The following is a 19,487-nucleotide window of genomic DNA, read 5'->3' as shown; positions in this document are numbered from 1 at the left end:
GGGCACATCTCGCCGGAACTTACGCCACGGCGGCCGCGTTTATTCCTTCAGAAGGAACGTTGTGCGATGAGCCATACCGTACTGGTTGTTGACGACGATGCCAGCGTGCTCGACGTCATCGTTGACATGCTGGAAGATCTCGGCTGCGAAGTCATCAGCGCCCGGAGCGGCCACGATGCGCTTGACCGGCTCAAGCAGAACCAGGATATCTCCATCCTCATCACCGACATCAACATGCCTGGCATGGACGGTCATGAACTGGCCGAGCGGGCCAGGCGAGACCGCCCGGAACTGAAGATCCTGCAATTGTCCGGGCGTGAACCCCGGCGCGACGGCCTTCCCATGATCAGAAAGCCGTTTTCGTTCGAGGAACTCGCCAGCACCATGCAGCGGACCACCGGCATCTGCTGAAGGTCGCAAGCCCAGAAAACCTAAAACAAAACCTGCAGCGGATCGCGTCCGCGCGGGTTGAACCAAATTCTCTTTCGATGATGGCATTATGCCGGTGTTTTGCCCGACGTGTCAACGCGGCGAACGCGGACAAAGGATTCTCTCTCCCCACGCAGATATGTGGTGTGCAACGGGCTTGCTTCAAGCCCCCGACCCTGCCGTAGAACCCTCGACCCGAACACCATCCGACACCGAGGGTCATCACATGCCTGTACTGCTTCCGACGTCCCGGACGCGCGGCCACGCCAAAGGGGCTGGCGCCCGCCACGCCCAACACCAAGTGAAAGACCACGCGGTGGTGATCGCCGGCGCTGGCCCGACCGGCTTGATGCTGGCCGCGGAGCTCGCGATCGCGCATGTCGACGTCGCCGTGGTGGAACGGCGCGCCGACCAGGAGCTAACAGGCACGCGCGCCGGCGGCTTGCACGCGCGCAGCATCGAGATCCTCGACCAGCGCGGCGTCGCGGATCGCTTCCTGCGCGAAGGACAGATCACCCAGCTCGCGGGCTTCGCCTGGACCAGGCTCGACATCAGCGACCTCCCCACCCGCCACGCTTACGGGCTCGCCCTGCGGCAGAGCCACATCGAGCGCATCCTGGCTGATTGGGTCAGCGAGCTCGCGGTGCCGATCTATCGCAACCACGAGGTGACGGGTTTTGCGCAGGACGAGACCGGCATCGACGTGACGCTCTCCGGCGGCGAGACCTTGCGCGCAAACTATCTGGTCGGCTGTGACGGCGGCCGCAGCCTGGTGCGCAAGGCCGCCGGCATCGACTTCGCAGGCACAGGTCCGACGCTGAGCAACCTCATGGCCGAAGTCGAGATGCGAGTGGAGCCGGAATGGGGCCTGCGCCACGACGCGCTCGGCTTTCACGGCCTCAGCAAGACCGAGAGCGGGCGCGTGCTGGTCGTCGTGACGGAAGCGACGCTCGATCGCACCGGCGCGCCTGGCCCCCGCGATCTCAGCGAAGCCCTCGTCGCCGTCTACGGCACCGACTTCGGACTCCACAGCCCGTGCTGGATCTCCCGTTTCACCGATGCGGCACGGCAGGCCGTGTCCTATCGCAGCGGACGCGTGCTAATCGCCGGCGATGCCGCGCATATCCATCACTCTGTCGGCGGGCAGGGCCTCAACACCGGCCTGCAGGACGCGGTCAATCTCGGCTGGAAGCTCGCGCAAGTGGTCAAGGGTTTGTCGCCCGAAACCCTGCTCGACACCTACCACGCCGAGCGCCATCCCGTCGCCGCGCGCGTGCTGCGCAACACCATGGCGCAAATCGCCCTGCTCCGCCGCGGCGAGGACGGCCTCAAGGCCGCGCGCGAAATCGTCTCCGAACTGCTCGGCATGGACGAGCCGCGTAAGCGTTTTGGCGCGATGATGAGCGGGCTCGACGTGCACTATGATCTCGGCAAAGGACACGCACTGCTCGGGCGCCGCATCCCCGATCTCGATTTGACACTCGAAGGGCGTCCGCTGCGACTATTCACGCTGCTGCACGACGCGCGGGGCTTGCTGTTCAATCTTGGCGAGAAGAATAGCTTCGATACCGCACCATGGGCTGATCGCATCAAAACAGTGGATGTCAAACACGAGGGCGCCTGGGAGCTTCCGAACGTCGGACAAGTCGCAGTACCAAGCGCCGTGCTGGTGCGGCCGGACGGGCACGTGGCCTGGGTGAGAGATCAAAGTCATCACGGACTTGCGGACGCGCTGACGAGGTGGTTCGGGGCGCCTGCGGCGTAACGAGAAGCAGTGCACCCGCCGCCGGAAACAAACAGCCCGCGGTTCGCCGCAGGCTGTTGAGTATCAGGTTTTTGCAACACGACTCAAGATTCGGATGTTGCGCCGCTCGTCGGCTTCCGGTGCGGCTGCGTTTCCGGGCAAGCCAAATTCCAGAGCCGGCCTTTCCGGTTCATAAGCTAGCCCATCGGCGATCCATTGTGGCCATCCGGTGCCCCTACCTGCTTCAACGCGATTTCGACGCCCCTTTCGCTTCCGTGCTCATGCCTCATCCTGCGAACTGCCTTAGAGCGCGGCTGGAACTTCACAATTTCAGTCATAGGGAAAATGGCTCTACAGTTTCAAATCAGTTATTCGAGACGCAAAATCCGCGGCGCAAAGGCCCGGCGCGGGCGAAAACAAACTCGTCTCGATCATGTTATTCTGCCAGGTTTTGCCCGACGTATCAAATCCATTGGGCTCTACGATGCCATGCTGTCCATCGTTGAGAACTCCCGCTTCACTTCAATAGCAGCCGCCTTGTGCAACCGAAGTAAATGGTGCGACGCGTCCAATAGCGGCCCTTGTTGAGCATCGTTTCGCATGTGTGCTAAGGGCCCAGGCCCTGTGAAAACGGTGAAACTTGAGGCCTACCGGCGCATTCCGCGGCCGCCGGGGCTTTGATGCGATGGGATCGACCTCCTGACAACCAGAAGCTTCATCTAGGCGCTGATTTGGCCGCGAAGAGCCGACCTCATGCCTGCATCGCCCCCAGCAATCCGCCTACGCCCACGATCATAATCGCTCGCCCGATGTTGTAGGCGAGCACATTGAGCGACATCTCGATCGCCTTCTTTGGCAACTTTCTCGTGAGAAAGTGTGTTGCTCCCATTCAACCCTTCATCGTGCCGAACGGATGAGATCACGCGAACGGCCTTGCCACCGGCGGGCCCTTTAATCCACACGGGAGGCGCAACTAATGCTCGCCGGCGACCAAGCGGTCAACGCATCTTCCGCGGGCGCGTTCGGCGACGTGAGGACCATGAAGGCGGCCCAATACGAACTCGCGTCCCTGCGGCCGACCCACTTTAAACGATCATCAGTTCCACTAAGGCTTTGCTAACCAAACAATCTTTCTGGGAGAAATTGCCCATGGCAGAACCGCTCTTTATGAAACTGGAAGTGATTGCTCGTCTAGGTTGATCGCAAAAATGAAGTCGCAGCGCCTTCAAAGACCTCAACAGCAAAAGCGATCGCGTGAAAAAAGACACTATCGGCACGTCGGCCGATCCCGGCCTCTGCATCAGTCCTAACGAGACGTTGCCCACGAACTCGCCGCTTGCGATCGGCCTAGTGATGGTGTGCGGGTTTGCAGGCCTTGGGCTCCGTTACCTCGCCCGGGAGCACGCGACCGACGACGCCTTTCAGTTCCTGATCCCCTGGTATGTCTTTGCTCGCGATCACGGAGTCGCCGGGCTGGCCGAAGCCTTTACCAACTACACGCCGTTCTACAGCTATCTCCTGCTGATTGCCGCCCGATTTGATTGGCTGGGCGAGCCACTTTCCCTCGTGAAAGCGATCTCGGCAGTATTCGAGTTGGGCTGCGCGATCACTGTGGCCCAGATCGTCTGGCGAGCGACAAAGCTGCCGTTGCGCGCTTCCCTGGCCTTCTGCGCTGTCTGGCTTGCACCGACGGTAATCTTCAACGGCGCAGTGTGGGCGGAGAGTGATTCGATCTGGACCTTCTTCACGCTGGTTTCCGTCGCGCTGTTCATGCGGGACCGAAATGGCGTTGCGTCATTTGCGATGGCCTTTTCGGTGAAGGCTCAGGGCGTGTTCCTGGGACCGTTCGTACTCGGCATGATTCTGCGCCGCAGGATCCACCCGGCATGGCTCGCCACCCTTCCCGGGATCTATGTGGTTCTCGCCATTCCGGTTCTGGTCGCCGGTAGATCTTTGGCCTCCGTGTTCGCGGTCTATCTGGACCAAGCTCACACCTTCAATCGCCTCACCATGAACGCAGCGAACATCTGGGTGCTGGCTGGCGGAATGCCGTACGCGATCGGAGTCGCCGTCGGCATGGTGCTCGCGGCCGCGAGCGGGCTCGCCTTGTCGATCTTCATCGCGCGCTCTCGACGGGCGGGGCCGGAGTTTATTCTGCTCGCCGCCTGTGTATCGCTCATGCTCATGCCGTATCTGCTCCCGAAGATGCACGAGCGGTACTTCTACGCGTTCGAGCTTGCGTCGATCGGCCTGGCCTGCCTCAATCCGCGCTATGTGCCCTTCGCGGTGATGGCTCAGGTCGACGGCGTGTTATCCTATCTCGCGTTCGAAAACGGAATCGTCCTGGGCGTGCTGCCGGCTGCACTCTGCAACAGCCTTCTCGTGTACTACCTCGTGCTTGATCTTTGGCGCGGCGAACGTGGATTTCGCTTTCCGAAGCTTGCCTGGCTCGGCTTCATCGCGTCGACCGCGGGATTGTTCTCCTATCTGGTCATCGAAGGGCCCGGTTTGAACATATCGCCCGTGTACCTGCTCACCACCGGTCTCGTCACAGCTGCGGCGCTGCTGCTCCTGAAAGAGTCGCAACAGGCGCCCACCAGCGGTCAAGAAGCAGGAACGCCTGGCGTTGCGGAAGCTTCGAGCAGCTAGTTAACTTAACCAACGAGACGTCTTAGGTCATTATCGTCGGTTCGAGAGTATGAGCGTCGTTTCAGGTGTTCCCGAGAAGCGAACAATGGCCGACCCAGTGGATAGGGCCCAAACGGGCCAAAAGGAGTCTTCCTCACATCGCCGGTTGACTGGCTTGAGCGCACCTAAATGTCGGTCCCTGTCATCGCGCCTTAAGAGTTTTGTGTGACTATCTTGGCACGGGCTTGTCCGATGCTCATGAAAGTTAGTGTCAATAACTGCTTTATTCGGGCTCGGTATTCGCAATGGACGTCGACAGGAAAGCTACGTTCGCGTTCGAGGCGAAGAATTTCCGGAAGGCGTTCGAATTATTCCAAGAGGACTGGTTCGTGAGGACCTGATGATGACGTCGAGCGGCGTGCCGCTTTGCTTCTCGACGGCGAAGTTGATAGTTCGCAGGGCTGACGAGTCCGAGATTGTCATCTATCGGAACGCCGCACTCCAGGCTCAGACCGAAGACTTGGTCCTAGCATATCTGGTCAATTTAGACCGAGCATGGTTCGTGATTTCATGAAATCCAGCAGTGGCTTATACTTTTCTCGCCTCGATCACATAAGAGCTCTGGCGGCCTACCTCGTTTTCGTGTGGCACTTCACCCATTTAACTACTCAATTTCCGGTGCCGTTCTCAACCGTGCCGCCATTCCCTTTCGCGCTGGTGGAAGAGGGCCACGTTGGCGTTGGGCTCTTCATGACACTGAGTGGCTACCTATTCGCCAAGCTGGTCAACGGGCAGGCGATCAACTATCCCGCGTTCCTTTGGAGTCGAGCAGTAAGATTAGTACCCTTGCTCGCCGGGTGTTTGGCCGCTTGGTATATTCTTGGCAAGCTTCACGTCGGGTCTCCAATTTACTTTAGTCAGATCTGGCGCGGAGTCATGTTGCCGACATTGCCGAACGGAGCGTGGTCAATCACGATCGAATTTCACTTCTACCTGCTGTTCCCGTACCTACTTGCGCTGAGCAACCGCTTTGGGCCTTGTGCCCTACTCATCGGCATCTGTCTAAGCCTCTGCCTGCGTGCGCTCCTCTGGGTAAAATACGGAGAGGTCCAGCTCGTGGCGTATTGGACCATTGTCGGGGCGATCGACCAATTTCTTATGGGCATGTTCTTCGCAACGGCTGGACTTGGCGTAAAGGCACGTCGCATCCTGGCTTTCACGTGTGGGCTGCTGTTCCTGGTCTTCTGGCAAATATTCGATGCCAAGGGCGGCTTCTTCAACCTCGATGGGGCCTATCCGTCTCCCTCAGCATTGTGGATAATAATACCGTCGGCGCAGGCCGTCGCCTTTGGCAGTTTCGTGGCGTGGTACGACAACTCAGGAATAAGCGTTCCTCCAAAGGTTGATCTCTGCCTTCGCAAGGTCGGAGAGTGGTCATATTCGATCTATCTCCTGCATTTTTTCCTGCGCGAAGTCTCGATACCCCTCATCGAAGACCGTGCCGGCCAAGACGCCAATTTTTGGTGGGCACTCCCAGCTGCTAGCGTGCTTTTCGCGGCATTCGCACCGTTGGCGGGGCTGTCATTCGAGTTCTTCGAGAAACTGTCAATCGGCGTTCGACTGGGACCCCCTATCGGCATCCAAAAGGGGCTCTGACTCATATGTGGAACGGCCCGGGCTGCAAGATCTTTCTCTGGTTGAACAAGGGATGACGGTGCGGTCATATGTTCGGCCTGTGAACGCGGCGCCTGGCCGCTGGCCACGATGATATCCGCGGAAGCAATCGCCCAATCAATTTCTCGCGCTCGAAGCGCAGTGAGTCAGGCGGTCTGATTGCTACCGGGAATGACGTCATTCGGGGTTCATCCAGATTTGCACCTTGCCTCCTCGGCAGCGTTCTTCTTCCGCCGGAGAGCTCTTGAGATTAGGATTTCAGCATTGCGGCCGGCGCCTGATAGATGCCGCCTCTGACCAGCAAGGCCCAGATCGTGCGCGCAATCTTATTAGCGAGCGCGACCGATACGACCTTGACCGGCCGTCTTTGCAGCATGGTCCGAATCCAGAGTGGGACTTTCAAGCCTCGTTTAGCAAGCTTGATGATAGAGGTCGCACCAACGATCAAGAGCGTCCGTAGTTGCCGATTTCCACGCTTTGATATCGCGCCGAGCCTTTCTTTTCCGCCGCTCGACTGTGCCCTCGGTGTGAGCCCGGTCCAAGCGGCAAAATCTCGTGCAGTCGCAAAATCGCGAGCATTCGCGACGGATGTCCGAACGGTAGCGGCGATGAGAGGACCGACACCCGGTATGCTCATCAGACGCCTCGCATCGGGGTCCTTTCTGACGGCAACCAAAATCTCTCTGTCGAGCTTCTCTATGCGGGTTGTAAGCAGCTCAATCTGTTCAGCGAATAGAATCAGGGCAAAGCGGGCGGCGCCGGGGATCCTATTGTCTTTTTCGTCCCGGAGAAGCACCAGGAGTTTTGCGATGCTTGCCATGCCTGTGCCGGCGATAATGCCCAATTCGGCCATATGAGCACGTAGGGCATTTGCAGTCTGGCTGCGCTGCCTCATCAGCAGCTCTCGCGTTCGCAAAATCATGCTGGCCGCTTGTTGTTCGGCAGTCTTCACCGGTACGAACCGCATTGTCGGGCGGGTGACCGCCTCACAAATGGCTTCAGCATCCGCCACGTCGGTCTTGTTTCGTTTGACGTAAGGCTTCACGTAGGCTGGCGGCATCATGCGGACAGCGTGGCCCAGCGCCGCGATCTCGCGTGCCCAGTGATGGGCACTTGCACAGGCCTCGATACCTACCAAACAAGCTGGAAGGCTCCGAAAGAAGGGCAGAACCTGCGATCGCCGCAATGTGCGACGAACCAAGACTTTCCCGTTTTCGGCGATGCCGTGAACTTGAAAGATCGACTTGGCCAAATCCAAACCCACCGTGATAATCTTCTCCATGGAACGGTCCTTCCTTTGTGGCGCCTCTCTACGCGACCACGTTAGGCACTTTTGATGCCGGTTCGAAGGGCCGTTCCACACCATCACTTTTGATGCAGTTTGGGGGATGCGTGGCGCTTTGATTGAAGGAGAATCAACGCCATGCAGCAAGCACTCCACCGCTCCAGTCTGGTGCCGCGTGGGTTTGTTGTAGAGAGTGCGTACTACGAGGGTGATAAGACCGTTATTGAGATCCGGGCGTCTGGAAGCGTTGGTCTGTGTCCATTGTGCGGAACAGTTTCCCGGCGTGTCCATAGCCGGTATCGGCGACGCGTGACTGATCTTCCACTTTCGGGGCGGATCGCACAGCTCCTGGTGATCGCCCGCCGCTTCCGCTGCGACGCCGTCCTGTGCGGGCGCCAAATATTTACTGAGCGCTTCGAAGGGGTGCTGGCTCCATCAGCGCGACGCACGGCGAGGCTGGACTCCATTGTCCATCACCTCGGTCTGGCGCTTGGCGGACGACCGGCGGCAGGCTTCGCAAAACGGCTGATGCTGCCGGTGAGCAAGGATACGCTCCTTCGCGTGGTTCGCCGCCGCAGCCGTCCGCCAGCTGACCCGCTCAGGGTTATCGGCATTGATGATTGGGCCTGGCGGCGCAATCACCGATACGCCAGCATCATCTGCAACCTGGAAAGGCGCCGGGTGGTGACCCTGCTGCCGGACCGTGAGCCCGCGACCGCCCAGGCCTGGCTCGCTGCTCATCCCACGATCACGATCGTCGCCCGTGACCGCGGTGGAGGATATGGCGAAGCCGCAGCAAGGGCCCTGCCGCACGCGGTACAGGTCGCAGATCGTTGGCATCTGATGGAGAACGCCAGTCGGGCCTTCCTCGATGCCGTCCGAAAATCGATGCGCCAGATCCGCAGCGCAATCGGAGCGACGACGATCGATCCCAAGCTGCTAACAGCGGCGGAGCGTCTCCAATATGAGGGCTATCTCCGCCGCGAGGAGGCCAACGCGACCATCTTGGGCCTGTCGAAATGCGGAACGCCGATCAAGCAGATCGTGCGCCAGACCGGGCACAGCAGGAAGCTGGTACGACAGGTGATCCGTGGCGAACGCCATGATGTCTTCCGGACCCGGGAGAGCTCTCTCGATCAGCACCTGCCATGGCTCGACGACCAATGGGCAGCCGGTTGCCGAAACGGCGCTGAACTTTGGCGCCGCTTACGGGCGCGCGGCTTCCGAGGCTCCCTTCGTGTTGTCGGCGAATGGACGACTCGTAGACGGCGGGCCGAAAAGACTGATGTCGAAACCCTTCATCGGATCCCATCGGCCAGAACGATCGCTCGTCTCATGACCGTCGGACGGGATACGCTATCGAAGGCAGAGACGGTGACCGTCGCTGCGGTAGAAGCTGGCGTGCCGCCCCTGGTCGAAGCACGCGAGATCATCGCCGAATTCCACCTGATGATCCGACGCAAGACCGAGGCGGGCCTCGTCCCATGGATCGAGCGCGCTCGCGCCAGTCTTGTTGCATCGTTCGCCCGCGGTGTAACGAACGATGAAGCGGCGGTTCGGGCGGCGATCACCTCGCCATGGTCCAACGGACAGACTGAGGGGCAGATTACGCGCCTCAAGCTCGTTAGACGCCAAATGTACGGCCGTGGCAAAATCGATCTGCTTCAAGCCAGACTAATCGGCGCAGAATAAACCCAGTTGCACCAAAACTGCGTCAGAGCCCAAAAGGGACCCCTTTGATCGGCGTGCTCTGCTGGTAGCGCTCGGGTCGTCGGAGCTGGGCGGGGTTGCGGAGACGGCGCGAGCGCGGGTTGTTTGAACATCGTCGCGGCTTTTGAATCGCCAGCTGTCGTTTCCGGTCTCGACGATGTCGCAGTGATGGGTCAATCGGTCGAGTAGCGCGGTGGTCATTTTGGCATCGCCGAACACGCTCGGCCATTCGCCGAACGCGAGATTGGTGGTGATAATGATGGAGGTGCGCTCGTAGAGCCGGCTGATGAGATGGAACAGGAGCTGACCGCCGGATTGCGCGAACGGCAGATAGCCCAGCTCGTCGAGAGCGATGAAGTCCATGCGGGTCAGATGCTCGGCGAGCCGTCCCTGCCGACCGTTGCGGGTTTCAGTCTCGAGCCGGTTGACGAGGTCGACGACGTTGTAGAAGCGTCCTCTAGCGCCATCGCGGATGCAACTTCTGGCGATGGCAATGGCCAGGTGTGTTTTGCCTGTACCGGTGCCGCCGACCAGCACGACGTTGCGTTGTTGGGCGATGAAGCCGCCGCCAGCGAGATCATTGACGAGAGTCTGATTGATCGGTGTGCCGTCGAACTGGAAGTCGGCGATGTCCTTGGCGAGCGGCAGCTTGGCAATGGTGAGCTGGTATTTGATCGACCTGGCTTGCTTCTCGTTGATCTCGGCGTTGAGCAGGTCGCCGACAATGCGCTGAGGTTCGTGCTGGCGCTTGACGGCAGTTGCCATGATCTCGTCGAAGGCAGCCTTCATGCCGTAGAGCTTGAGTTCGCCCATGAGGTCGAAGATTTGGGTTCGTTCCATCAGATGGTCCTCCGGAGGTTGTCGTAGCGGGCGCAATCGGCGATCGGTGCATGGCGGAGCGTCAGTGCGGCCGGCGTCATGATGTTGGCCGGTGGGGCGGGTTCACGTTGACGGGCCAGGATATTGAGAACGACATCGGCGGAATGGACGCTGTGACTGAGCGCTTCGGCACAGGCCGCTTCCACCGCGGACAGACCGTCAGTCAGCACCGCGTTGAGGATGTCGACCATCTGCCGATTGCCATCGTCGGTGCTGGCAAGCTTGCGCCGGATCCGCTCGATCGCGGCCGGCAGCACCCAGTCTTTGAGGGGAGCACCGTTGCGCAAGGCGCCGGGTTTGCGCGCCAGCACCGGTACATAATGCCAGGGATCGTAGATGGTCTCGCCGCGACCAAAGGATCGCGGGTGCTCGGCAACGATACGTCCATCCTGACGGATCACGATGCGATCGGCATAGGCTTGAACCTCGACCGGTCGTCCGACTGCGCTGGCTGCGACCGAGTACTTGTTGTTGTCGAAGCGCACCAGGCAGGTCTTCGAGACCGATGCCGTCACCGCATGGAAGCCGTCGAAGCGGCCGGCATAGGGAACGAGTTTGGGGCGTTCGGCTTCGAACACGTCCCAGATCGTCTGATCGGTCAGCTCCGGATGGCGATGAGCCTTGGCGTAGGCGATGCATTTGTCGAGCAGCCAGGCGTTCAACTCGTCGAGGTTTTTGAACCGCAGCCGCGGCGTGAAGAAGCGTTCCCGGACCAGCCCGACCTGGTTCTCGACCTGCCCCTTCTCCCAGCCCGACGCTGGCGTACAGGCGACCGGATCGACCAGATGGTGGCTGCACATCTGCAGGAAGCGGCGATTGTAGAGACGGCCTTTACCGACGAAGATCGTCTCCACCGCGGTCTTCATGTTGTCGTAGATGCCGCGGCTGCAGGCGCCTTTGAACAGGGCGAATGCCCGATCGTGGGCGTCGAACACCATCTCCTGCGTCTCGCGCGGATAGGCCCGCACGAACAGCATGCGACTGTGACAGAGCCGGACATGAGCAGCCTTCACCATCACCGTGGTGCCGCTCAGCAGGACGACCTCGTGGCTCCAGTCGAACTGGTAGGCTTCGCCTGGTGCAAAGCTCAGCGGCACATAAGCCGACGCTGTCGAGGTGCCGCGTTCCTTGCTCCACCGTCGGGCGTATCGACGAACCGCATCATAGCCGCCGGCATAACCGAGGCCGCGAAGCTCCTCGAATAGCCGGATCAGCGTCAGCCGTTCCCGCGCCGCCTTGCTCTCATTCCTTGCCAGCAACCGATCGAGCTCGGCACTCCAGGCACCCATCTTCGGGAGCGGCTGCGTCTCGCGCTCGTACCGGAACTCCGTCGCTTGAGAACGAATGACCTTGCGAACCACCTTCCGCGATACGCCAAGTTCTCGGCAGATCGCCTTGATCGGACGACCATCAACAAAGTAGGCGCGACGGATCTTACCAATCGTCTCCACCACCAGCATCCCAACCTCGGCTTCCATGACTCGATGGAAGCCATTGTGGACCCTTATCCCGGGGTCCCGATTGGGCTCTGACGCATATTCGATGATCGTGATTGTTTTTATGGCGCGCCAATCAGCCTAGCCTGAAGGAGATCGAGCTTAGCGCGCCCGTACATTTGCCGTTTGACCAGCTTGAGCTTGGTGATCTGAGCTTCCACTTGGCCATTGGACCATGGTTGCGTGATAGCCGCGTGCACCGCGGCCTTATCGTTGGCAATGCCATTCGCGAACGAGGCAATGAGGCTCCGCTTGGAGTCATCAATCCAAGGTTCGAGCTCCATCTCGGCCTTCTTTCGGATCATCGCGTGGAAGCGGCCAACGAGAGCTTGGGCATCGGCCAGCATAGGAACGTTTTGTTCGATGACCGCAAGCGTGACGGTCTCGGCTTTGGTTAGGTGGTCGCGCTTCGTCGTCATCAGCTGCGCTATCGTCCTGGCGGCGGGGACCTTCTGCAATTGTTGATGGCTGATAGTCTCGGCACGTCGCCGTCGCGTCGCCCATTCCGCCACGACGCGCAGCGATCCCTTGAAGCCTTGTCCTTTCAAGCGGCGCCAGAGCTCGGCACCGTTGCGACAGCCGACTGACCACTGCGCGTCCAGGAACGGCAGATGCCCGTCCAGGGTGCTTTGACGGGTGCGGAACATATCCGTACCGCCGCCGCGGCTAATTTGGCGAACCAGATTGCGACTATGTCCTGTGCGGCGGACGATCTCCTTGAGCGACACACCGTCGCTGACGAGAGCCGTAATTACGGCATGGCTGTCCTGCCGCCGCAAATAGCCCTGATAGCGCAGCTTTTCCGCACAGGTCAGCAATTCCGGGTTGATCGTCGTCGCTCCAATTGCGGTTCGGATTCTGTTCATGGAGCGGCGCACCGCATCAAGGAAGGCCGCGCTCGCATTTTCCATCAGATGCCAGCGGTCGGCGACTTGGATGGCGTTCGGCAGCGCCTTGGCTGCTGCCTCGCCGTATCCACCACCGCGATCTCGCGACACAATGTTGATCGCTGGGTGCTTCGATAGCCACGCCCGAACGGTCGCAGTTTCCCTGTCGGGCAGCAGGGTAACGATCCGCCGGCGCTCCAAATCGCACACGATCGTCCCGTATCGATGATTTCTCCGGAACGCCCAGTCATCGATGCCCACAACAAGCAATGGATCTGTCGGCATCGCCGTCCGCCGGCGGACCACCCGCAGTAAGGTATCGTTGCTGACGGGCAGCATGAGCCGCTTGGCGAAGCTTGCCGCCGGCCGGCCGCCGAGCGCCAACCCCAAGTGATGGACGATGTATTCCAACCGTGCCGTCCGGCGCCGTCGAAGCGGGACGATGTCTTCTCCAAACCGCTCCGCGAAGATCCGCCGGCGGCAATGCGGCACCTCACATGTGAAGCGCCGCGTGAGCAATCGGAGGCGCACCCTTCTGCCCGCTGACGGCAAATCAGCCACGTGCCGGATGTATCGGCTATGGATTCGGCGCGACGCTGTCGCGCACAAAGGGCATTGGGCCTCCGCAGCCTCTGACCGAACAGCCAGAATAACCGAATCCATTGAGTCACTTACACCATCAAACACCAAACCACTCGGTACTAGCGATGAGATTTGAAAGCCCGTCCGCATGGCGCTGATTCTCCGTTTGAGAACCACAGTCGCCCGGCGAACTTCATCGGAAATGAGTCAGACCCCCGATTGGATGCCGATCACCCCGAAAACGGGTCCTTATTCCATGCCGAAACACATTCGACCTTTCCAAGACCAAGGTCGAAGAAGCCGCCATGTGGGCGTCAAGGGTGTGGTCGCGCAGTAAAGGGGTCGCACCCGTCTGTTCTGGAGGCATCATGTCAAACCTCTATCGATCTGGTATCTCCGCTTCGGCGAGCTTCCTTCGCCAGCATTCCACTCCTTTCAGGGCAGTCGCTGCTACCCTCTCTCAGGGGAAGAGCACTGCAAGAACGCCGTCGACGAAGGCCTGACACTCAGCGTGTGTTTTGAAGGCGCCCTTGTACTTGCCGAACAGGAAAACCGTTCGGCCGTGTCCCTTTCCGAAGAAGTATTGGCCCACGTGCTGGCCGCTACCATCCTTGAGTTCAATGGTTAGGAGGCTCTGGGCTGATTTGAGGTCCGTTTCGGGTAGCTTAATCTGCACGGTATGTGTCCCCAGGATTGAGCTGCCCCGACAGTTTAGTATGGCCTGCACTGACTATGCATCAGACCGGCCGACTTGCAGGCATCCTTCATGTCTTGATCGCATACGACGTCAGCCTCGCTGTGAGCCATACGAAAGATATGCGCTTTGCCGACTGCAGCCTCTGTAAAGATCAGCTTGGAGCCAAGCATGGTCAAGTAGACCTTCTTTCCAAATTTGAGGGAGCGAGGATCGTCCTCAGTTCGGATGGTCAAACGCGATTGCGCTTCATCAAGTGCATCAAGGACGCGAACAACATCGCAGATCCAATAGTCCGGGCCGTCGTAGCTACCATGCGGCACTCGCACCGTGCATTGCACAAACACAAAGGCCTCCGGATCAAGCCACTCCAATACTGCTTTTGTCCGACCCGAAAAGAGCCACCAGCCGTAGTAGGGCTCCAGGTCAATTGGCAAGCTGCCAGCCGATTTATCAAACACGAACCGCGCAGGCGCGGTAGAAGCCGGCAGACGGAATACCCTGTACGGAGGAAGGATACTTTCGTCCTCGAGCCAATACCCCCTTTGCCTCCCACGCTGTAGTAGGGACCCATTTCGTAAAAGCTGTGGTTTCGCGCTCTGGGTCGTTTCGCAATAGAAACTGCCCTATCCGCGCCCATGACTACGACCCATTGAACATCATGCCCATCGGGGCACGACGAAGAACGGCCATCAACTGCCAACAAAAAAGCCCGCGGCAACCCCCGCGGGCTCGATCCAAATTCATCTCGATCATGCATTCTGCCAGTGTTTTGCCCGACGTGTCAAATGACGTATCCTGAATGGGACGCGCGCAACTCTCTCCGCGTATCGTTACAGTCAATTATGCCGAACCATCGGTACAGAAAAGAACGGGCAAGCCTTCGAATCGATCGGAGGCCTGATAACGAGCCGAGAAGCGCTCGCGCGAGTCGCGACCAAACGTATCGCCGTCTTTGACCACAAGCCCGTGCTCAACCAGATAGACGGCAAGACCGTCCACCTTATTGACCAGCGTGGGAAGTGTCAGCTTGTGGGTCTCGAACTCGATTTCACGCTCAGCGAATGCTGACAGCCCCATCGTTACCGCTCCGATGCCTGTCTTTGATCGGAACGGCAATATGTCCACCCACAGTGAGGAAGGATAGTCTGGATACGGCGCAAACGATCGGCTGGACATGTCCAACCATAGATCGGCGGATCGTGCGACCTTGCCATTCCATACAACAGCGCAACATTCCGGCACCGTCGCAATCAATGCGCCGATAACGGCAGTCGTGAGACGAGCGGCGGGCAACGGACGCTGATTTTGGCCAAGCACAGAGACGATCAGATGCCCTCGATGTCGCGCCGCGGCCGCCTTGGCCTGCGGCCATGTCGTGGAAGCGCGCGACCACAAGCCGGGATCGTCAGGAATGGGCGCCGGCATCGACATGACGGCAACAAGCTCGTTGCCACAGCGAATGAGCGGCGAGTTTGCCTGAGCCTGTTGCGCGTCTCCATTCTCTGCAACCTCAGTTGCCAGTTCAGGATGTCGAGCGCGGAGGGCCTTCGCAAGCGCCGCCATGTCCGGCGCCCGGCGTGTCCAAAAGGACCAAAGCGAGCAGTGAATTGCTCATCGGCTACCCCGCACAAATTTTGGGAGCGAGATCAGATACACTGCTCTTCGCCCCGAGGTGAATTTTTGCCTTGCTAGAACAAACGCGAACACTGTCAACTCATCCTCTCGCCCGCATCGGGTGGCGAGCCACACGCACGTTGTTCTGAAATCTTCTCGCGCGTGACGATGACATCGGCTTTGCTGCACTGAGCTGGGCAGCGCTCGAGCCGGCGCAGAGACCACACATTCCACGCTGATCATCCGGCGCGTCCCTTCCCGCGCCAGCTCAGCTCGCTTCTGTCCAAAAGTGAACATTGCCTCAACTTGAGTAACCGGCTCAAACCACTGAACCTGCTCTCGCAATTTAATCCACCGACATATCATATGATGTGTCTTCTTCTCAGACGACGGCTGTAAGCTTTATCCATTGGCATCTGCCGGTGATGAGAACGCCCAACAGCGCTCCCGCCCCCACGCGAACGAGGGAGACGTGCATGCAGAAGCGACGACGATTCAAGCAGACCACGACACTCGACGAACGGCTCGCCGCGGAGGCCGCGCGGCTGCGCGAGGAGGCGCGCACGCTCGCGCCGGGGCGCCGCCGCGAGATGCTGCTGCGCCAGGCGCGGCAGGACGAGACCGCCATGCATATTGCCGCCTGGCTGCAATCGCCAGGGCTGAGGCCGCCGACATGACCCAGCAATATCGCGCTTACCTGGTCGGCGACAACGGCGTCTTCCGCTCCGCCGAAGCGTTCGAGGCCGCGTCGGATGCGATCGCCCTCACCTTCGCGCAGCAGTTCACGCGGCACGGCAAGGTCGAGGTCTGGCAGCTCGGCCGCAAGATCGCCGTGCTCGAGCCCGAGTCATCCCCGCCCGGCGTTCTCACGCGTCAATGATCGCGTGATGCCGCAGGCGTCCTGAAGGTCTCGATCGCGAACGAGAACTTGACCTGCATCACGGGACCCCTGGCATCGCGAACGTCGATCGCCATTGTCTGCCTGCCGCCCGCGGCAGGCGCGGAGAGGATAGCATCGCGCGCCATGTCCGCGACCGACTTGGCGGCCTCCGCCTGAACGGCGCGCCAGCTGGCCAGCTCCAAGCCTTCCTCGTCGAGCGCTACACCAGTGTCGTCGCGCAGATCGAAATAATATCGGGGCATTGCAGCATCCTTTGCCCTAATAGGTCCGAAGCGGACAAAGGTTTCCGGAAGTCGCGAAAAAATCTATGCGGGATCAATGGGTTCCGGGAACTTCGCGGTTCCCTCCTGCCGCGTTCGTGCCTCTTCAGGAAGCCGAAAGCGACAGGGCGAAACGACATTCGGCCCCCTCACTCCTCCGCAAGCTTCCCGACGATGTAGGCATCCACCGTTTCCGCGAACGAGCGCTGCACGCCCACCGCAGTGCCATGCTGGTCGAGCGCGTCGCGCTGGAGCACGCGCAGGCCACGGCCGCGCATGCACACCGGCGCGGTGTTCAGATATTGATCGATGGCGCCGGTCGCGAGCGGGATGGCCTTCGGGTCGCCCCTTGCGATCAGAAGCCGCAAGAGGCTCTGGCATTCGGCCAAGCCTGGCATGGATCAGCGCCTCACGCCTGCCGCGATTTCGCCGGCCGCTTGACCGGCTGGGTGTGGGTGCCGAACAGAGCCAGCAAAAACGCGACTTCTTCCTTCGAACCAACCTGGATCATGATGATCTCCTTTTCGCTAGGTTGGTCGGACGCAGCCGGCGGGGCGTTCGAGACAATCGGGTTTCAGAACTGTTTCAGGCGTGTTTCATCGGGGCGCGCGATGTCCACGCTCGCCTGAAATAGGAACAGCTTTCGGGATCAAAAAGTTATTCGCGCGTCGGTCCGGATGCACGACCGGCGCCCCCCACGGCCTCAGCTCGCCCCCCGGGCTGGGGCCCGTTTCTTTTCGACGCCTTAGTTTCGGCTTTGGCTTTGGCTTTGGCTTTGGCTTTGGCTTTGGTCTCGCCCGGGCGTCTCCCAGAACAGCTTGTTGCACTGGGAGCACCGAAAGATGGCCATCGCGCCGTCCGGTGAACTCACCGCGTCGATGAATGTCATGGGTTTGTTGCACGCAGCACAAATCGGCCGCTGCCTGGTGTCTTGATCCGCCATGCGCGCAAACGCGGGAACGGCGGAAGAGGTTTCTATCGTTCTGGAGGTTCAGGGTGCCAGATCTTCGGAACTTGCTGCTGAAGCAGTGAGATCGATGCCGCGATCTGCTCCCGCGAACGGCGCAGCAATTGTCGTGTCGTTTGGCTTGCATCGAGCTGGTGCATTTTCTGCCGGTCGAGATCCGTCTCGAAGTCCTCGCGGGTGAGCATGACAAGCTCCCGTGTTGCTGCCCATTCGCAGAGTACGTCGAGAGACGATTGAGGACCGTTCACAAGTGAACACAGGGCGGGATGCCCGCCTTCGACCCAGCCGGTCTTCAGGGTCCGCGCTTCTGCGTGACGAGGCGCAGCGCGATGCCGTGCTGCCAGGCGCGCACCCTCACCGCGGCTTCACTGCGACCAAGTTCGCCTGCGATCTCGTCCGGCCGCCAACCGGCTTCGGCCAACGCCTTCAGCCGCTCGTGCTCTTCCGCTGTCCACTTCTTCAACAACGGGTAGCGTGATTGCATGGTCGGAAGCTGTCTCGCCTTGCGTGATCGATGCAGGCGACAAGCGAGCGAAACCCGCGAAGTTCCTATCCGAGATTGCTATGAGATCTCCGACGGGGCGTCCCGCAGATGGGCCGACGACGGCGCGCGCTCAGATCCAGACGTCCTCGCGGCACGAATCGCACCGATAGATCAGGACCGAGCGTTCGCGCCTCACGTCGAAGATCGAGGTCAGGCAGCGCGTGCCCCTCTCGCATTTGGGGCACGCCGGCCCCGGCTCGTAATATTGATCCGGCCGCGTTGCCGGGCCTGCTTGCTGTCCACTGCTCATCTCATCCCTCGTTGGAGGATTGAGTTCCAAAGTACCAAAGTGGACATTCGTTCCTATCACGCGGGTGGCGCTTCTGATGGAAGCGACGGCCTACGACGCCCCATGATCGCGCGCGCGGATCATCGGCTTCGTCCTGAACCATCAAGCGGGTTTGCCCTGAACGATCAAACCGGCTTGCTGTTGGCGGGCTCTCCCCGCAGTTCATCCAGGCTCTCGACGGTGCAGATGCGCGCGGCGCGGCGGGCCAGTTCGTCGTAGTTTTGCGCCACCTTGCGCAGCACGTCCCGCGTCTCGCGATATTCGCAATTGTCCGCCTTGGTGCGAAATTCTTCCGCCCGCATCCGCCAGTACCGCGGAGGGTGCATCCGCTCGGCGCCCATGGGCCCCTCCCCTCGATTGGTCTGTTCGTGTTCGTTAATGGAGAGCGCGTCCAACAGTTCCCGCGCAGATGTTCTGGCCCCGATCACACGTCCAGATTGCGGCCCGCGGGGACAGCATCTCCCGGGATTGGTCGACTTTAGTTCAAATGCAGCAGGGCGGGTTCGCCAGGATGCAATTGGTTCGCGCCATGCTGGACAATGACCCCTGCGACCAACGCAATCGGGAAAGGGCCGGAGAGATCATCGATGTATTACGTCGCCGCCGCGCTGCTGGTACTGTCGGGACTGTTCTACTCCGCGAGCCATCACGAGATCGGCTCGTTCGGCGTCACCATGTGCACCTATGGCAGTGCGTTCTGCAACAACCCGCTGATCGTCTTTGCCGGCGCCGCGCTGGCCGGCGCCTGGGGCATGTTCGTCAGCATCAAATAGTCCCGACCGCACGCGCTCAGGAGACAAACGTCTCGCCGGTGTCCGTGCGCGGGTTGCGCACTGGCCGGCCATCGCAGTCCGGTCGCGCTCGGAATGCGTGCAAACGCTGCACCGGGTATTCTTCGATG

The 19,487-nt window shown here is 60.3% G+C and carries 20 protein-coding genes and 2 pseudogenes; 8 read left to right on the top strand and 14 right to left on the bottom strand.

Translation table 11 applies throughout. The annotated features are described in order from the left end of the window. Positions 1-105: 105 nt before the first annotated feature. Positions 106-411, top strand: coding sequence for a response regulator (locus RX329_RS13750; protein ID WP_244561257.1), 306 nt, complete (start codon positions 106-108; stop codon positions 409-411). 244 nt (positions 412-655) lie between these two features. Beyond that, the gene (locus RX329_RS13745) at positions 656-2,194 is read left to right on the top strand and encodes an FAD-dependent monooxygenase (RefSeq protein WP_317245943.1); all 1,539 of its coding nucleotides are present in this window, start codon (positions 656-658) and stop codon (positions 2,192-2,194) included. A 730-nt stretch (positions 2,195-2,924) separates the two neighbouring features. On the opposite strand, the pseudogene RX329_RS13740 reads toward RX329_RS13745, so the two are convergent. Then, a pseudogene (locus RX329_RS13740) lies at positions 2,925-3,089 on the bottom strand (IS5/IS1182 family transposase); the annotation flags it as partial. Between the two features lie 338 nt (positions 3,090-3,427). Here RX329_RS13740 and RX329_RS13735 point away from each other — a divergent pair. Both RX329_RS13735 and RX329_RS13730 read left to right on the top strand, forming a co-directional pair. Then, complete coding sequence (locus RX329_RS13735; RefSeq protein ID WP_317245942.1) at positions 3,428-4,822, top strand: hypothetical protein; 1,395 nt, start codon at positions 3,428-3,430, stop codon at positions 4,820-4,822. Between the two features lie 534 nt (positions 4,823-5,356). Beyond that, positions 5,357-6,457: an acyltransferase gene (locus tag RX329_RS13730; RefSeq protein ID WP_317245941.1), complete on the top strand. Its 1,101-nt coding sequence runs from the start codon at positions 5,357-5,359 to the stop codon at positions 6,455-6,457. A gap of 268 nt (positions 6,458-6,725) precedes the next feature. Here the strand turns inward: RX329_RS13730 and RX329_RS13725 are convergent, their stop codons facing one another. Beyond that, positions 6,726-7,757, bottom strand: a complete 1,032-nt coding sequence (locus tag RX329_RS13725) for an IS110 family transposase (RefSeq protein ID WP_317245940.1) — start codon at positions 7,755-7,757, stop codon at positions 6,726-6,728. A 141-nt stretch (positions 7,758-7,898) separates the two neighbouring features. Here RX329_RS13725 and RX329_RS13720 point away from each other — a divergent pair, with 141 nt between their 5' ends. After that, a complete protein-coding gene (locus tag RX329_RS13720; protein ID WP_247411055.1) occupies positions 7,899-9,452 on the top strand; it encodes an ISL3 family transposase in 1,554 nt (517 codons plus the stop codon). On the opposite strand, the gene istB is transcribed toward RX329_RS13720, so the two are convergent. The 6 genes and pseudogenes from istB to RX329_RS13690 all read right to left on the bottom strand — a co-directional run bounded on the left by istB (position 9,435) and on the right by RX329_RS13690 (position 15,574). After that, a complete protein-coding gene (istB, locus tag RX329_RS13715; RefSeq protein ID WP_317245939.1) occupies positions 9,435-10,310 on the bottom strand; it encodes an IS21-like element helper ATPase IstB in 876 nt (291 codons plus the stop codon). The genes RX329_RS13720 and istB overlap by 18 nt on opposite strands. Positions 10,311-10,318: 8 nt before the next feature. Continuing rightward, a pseudogene (gene istA / locus RX329_RS13710) lies at positions 10,319-11,809 on the bottom strand (IS21 family transposase); the annotation flags it as partial. A gap of 98 nt (positions 11,810-11,907) precedes the next feature. After that, the gene (locus RX329_RS13705) at positions 11,908-13,464 is read right to left on the bottom strand and encodes an ISL3 family transposase (RefSeq protein WP_317244500.1); all 1,557 of its coding nucleotides are present in this window, start codon (positions 13,462-13,464) and stop codon (positions 11,908-11,910) included. A 310-nt stretch (positions 13,465-13,774) separates the two neighbouring features. Next, the gene (locus RX329_RS13700; protein ID WP_027519289.1) at positions 13,775-13,990 is read right to left on the bottom strand and encodes a hypothetical protein; all 216 of its coding nucleotides are present in this window, start codon (positions 13,988-13,990) and stop codon (positions 13,775-13,777) included. 35 nt (positions 13,991-14,025) lie between these two features. Then, on the bottom strand, positions 14,026-14,469 hold the full coding sequence (locus RX329_RS13695; RefSeq protein WP_410706288.1) for an imm11 family protein: 444 nt from the start codon (positions 14,467-14,469) through the stop codon (positions 14,026-14,028). Positions 14,470-14,851: 382 nt separating this feature from the next. After that, entirely contained in the window at positions 14,852-15,574 is a 723-nt protein-coding gene (locus RX329_RS13690) for a DUF4261 domain-containing protein (protein ID WP_317245938.1), read from the bottom strand. Positions 15,575-16,101: 527 nt separating this feature from the next. Between RX329_RS13690 and RX329_RS13685 the strand changes: the two genes are divergently transcribed. Beyond that, entirely contained in the window at positions 16,102-16,302 is a 201-nt protein-coding gene (locus RX329_RS13685) for a hypothetical protein (protein ID WP_018454858.1), read from the top strand. After that, positions 16,299-16,505, top strand: coding sequence for a hypothetical protein (locus tag RX329_RS13680; protein ID WP_085361080.1), 207 nt, complete (start codon positions 16,299-16,301; stop codon positions 16,503-16,505). Before RX329_RS13685 ends, RX329_RS13680 begins: the two co-directional genes overlap by 4 nt. Here RX329_RS13680 and RX329_RS13675 read toward each other — a convergent pair. From RX329_RS13675 to RX329_RS13650, 6 genes are all read right to left on the bottom strand, one after another. Next, a complete protein-coding gene (locus tag RX329_RS13675; protein ID WP_085361079.1) occupies positions 16,499-16,768 on the bottom strand; it encodes a DUF6894 family protein in 270 nt (89 codons plus the stop codon). The genes RX329_RS13680 and RX329_RS13675 overlap by 7 nt on opposite strands. Positions 16,769-16,935: 167 nt before the next feature. Beyond that, positions 16,936-17,184 (bottom strand): hypothetical protein, encoded by a 249-nt coding sequence (locus RX329_RS13670; RefSeq protein ID WP_085350655.1) that lies wholly within the window; start codon positions 17,182-17,184, stop codon positions 16,936-16,938. 577 nt (positions 17,185-17,761) lie between these two features. Continuing rightward, complete coding sequence (locus tag RX329_RS13665) at positions 17,762-17,938, bottom strand: hypothetical protein (RefSeq protein WP_166517529.1); 177 nt, start codon at positions 17,936-17,938, stop codon at positions 17,762-17,764. Between the two features lie 107 nt (positions 17,939-18,045). Then, positions 18,046-18,237, bottom strand: coding sequence for a hypothetical protein (locus RX329_RS13660; RefSeq protein WP_027519295.1), 192 nt, complete (start codon positions 18,235-18,237; stop codon positions 18,046-18,048). A gap of 130 nt (positions 18,238-18,367) precedes the next feature. Continuing rightward, entirely contained in the window at positions 18,368-18,547 is a 180-nt protein-coding gene (locus RX329_RS13655) for a hypothetical protein (protein ID WP_085395288.1), read from the bottom strand. A gap of 164 nt (positions 18,548-18,711) precedes the next feature. Continuing rightward, positions 18,712-18,927, bottom strand: a complete 216-nt coding sequence (locus RX329_RS13650; RefSeq protein WP_085384813.1) for a hypothetical protein — start codon at positions 18,925-18,927, stop codon at positions 18,712-18,714. 246 nt (positions 18,928-19,173) lie between these two features. Between RX329_RS13650 and RX329_RS13645 the strand changes: the two genes are divergently transcribed. Continuing rightward, the gene (locus tag RX329_RS13645) at positions 19,174-19,359 is read left to right on the top strand and encodes a hypothetical protein (protein WP_018454867.1); all 186 of its coding nucleotides are present in this window, start codon (positions 19,174-19,176) and stop codon (positions 19,357-19,359) included. Positions 19,360-19,487: the final 128 nt, after the last annotated feature.

The organism is Bradyrhizobium sp. BWC-3-1 (assembly GCF_032917965.1).
Lineage (GTDB): Bacteria > Pseudomonadota > Alphaproteobacteria > Rhizobiales > Xanthobacteraceae > Bradyrhizobium > Bradyrhizobium canariense_D.
This window is presented reverse-complemented; position numbering and strand designations above follow the sequence as displayed.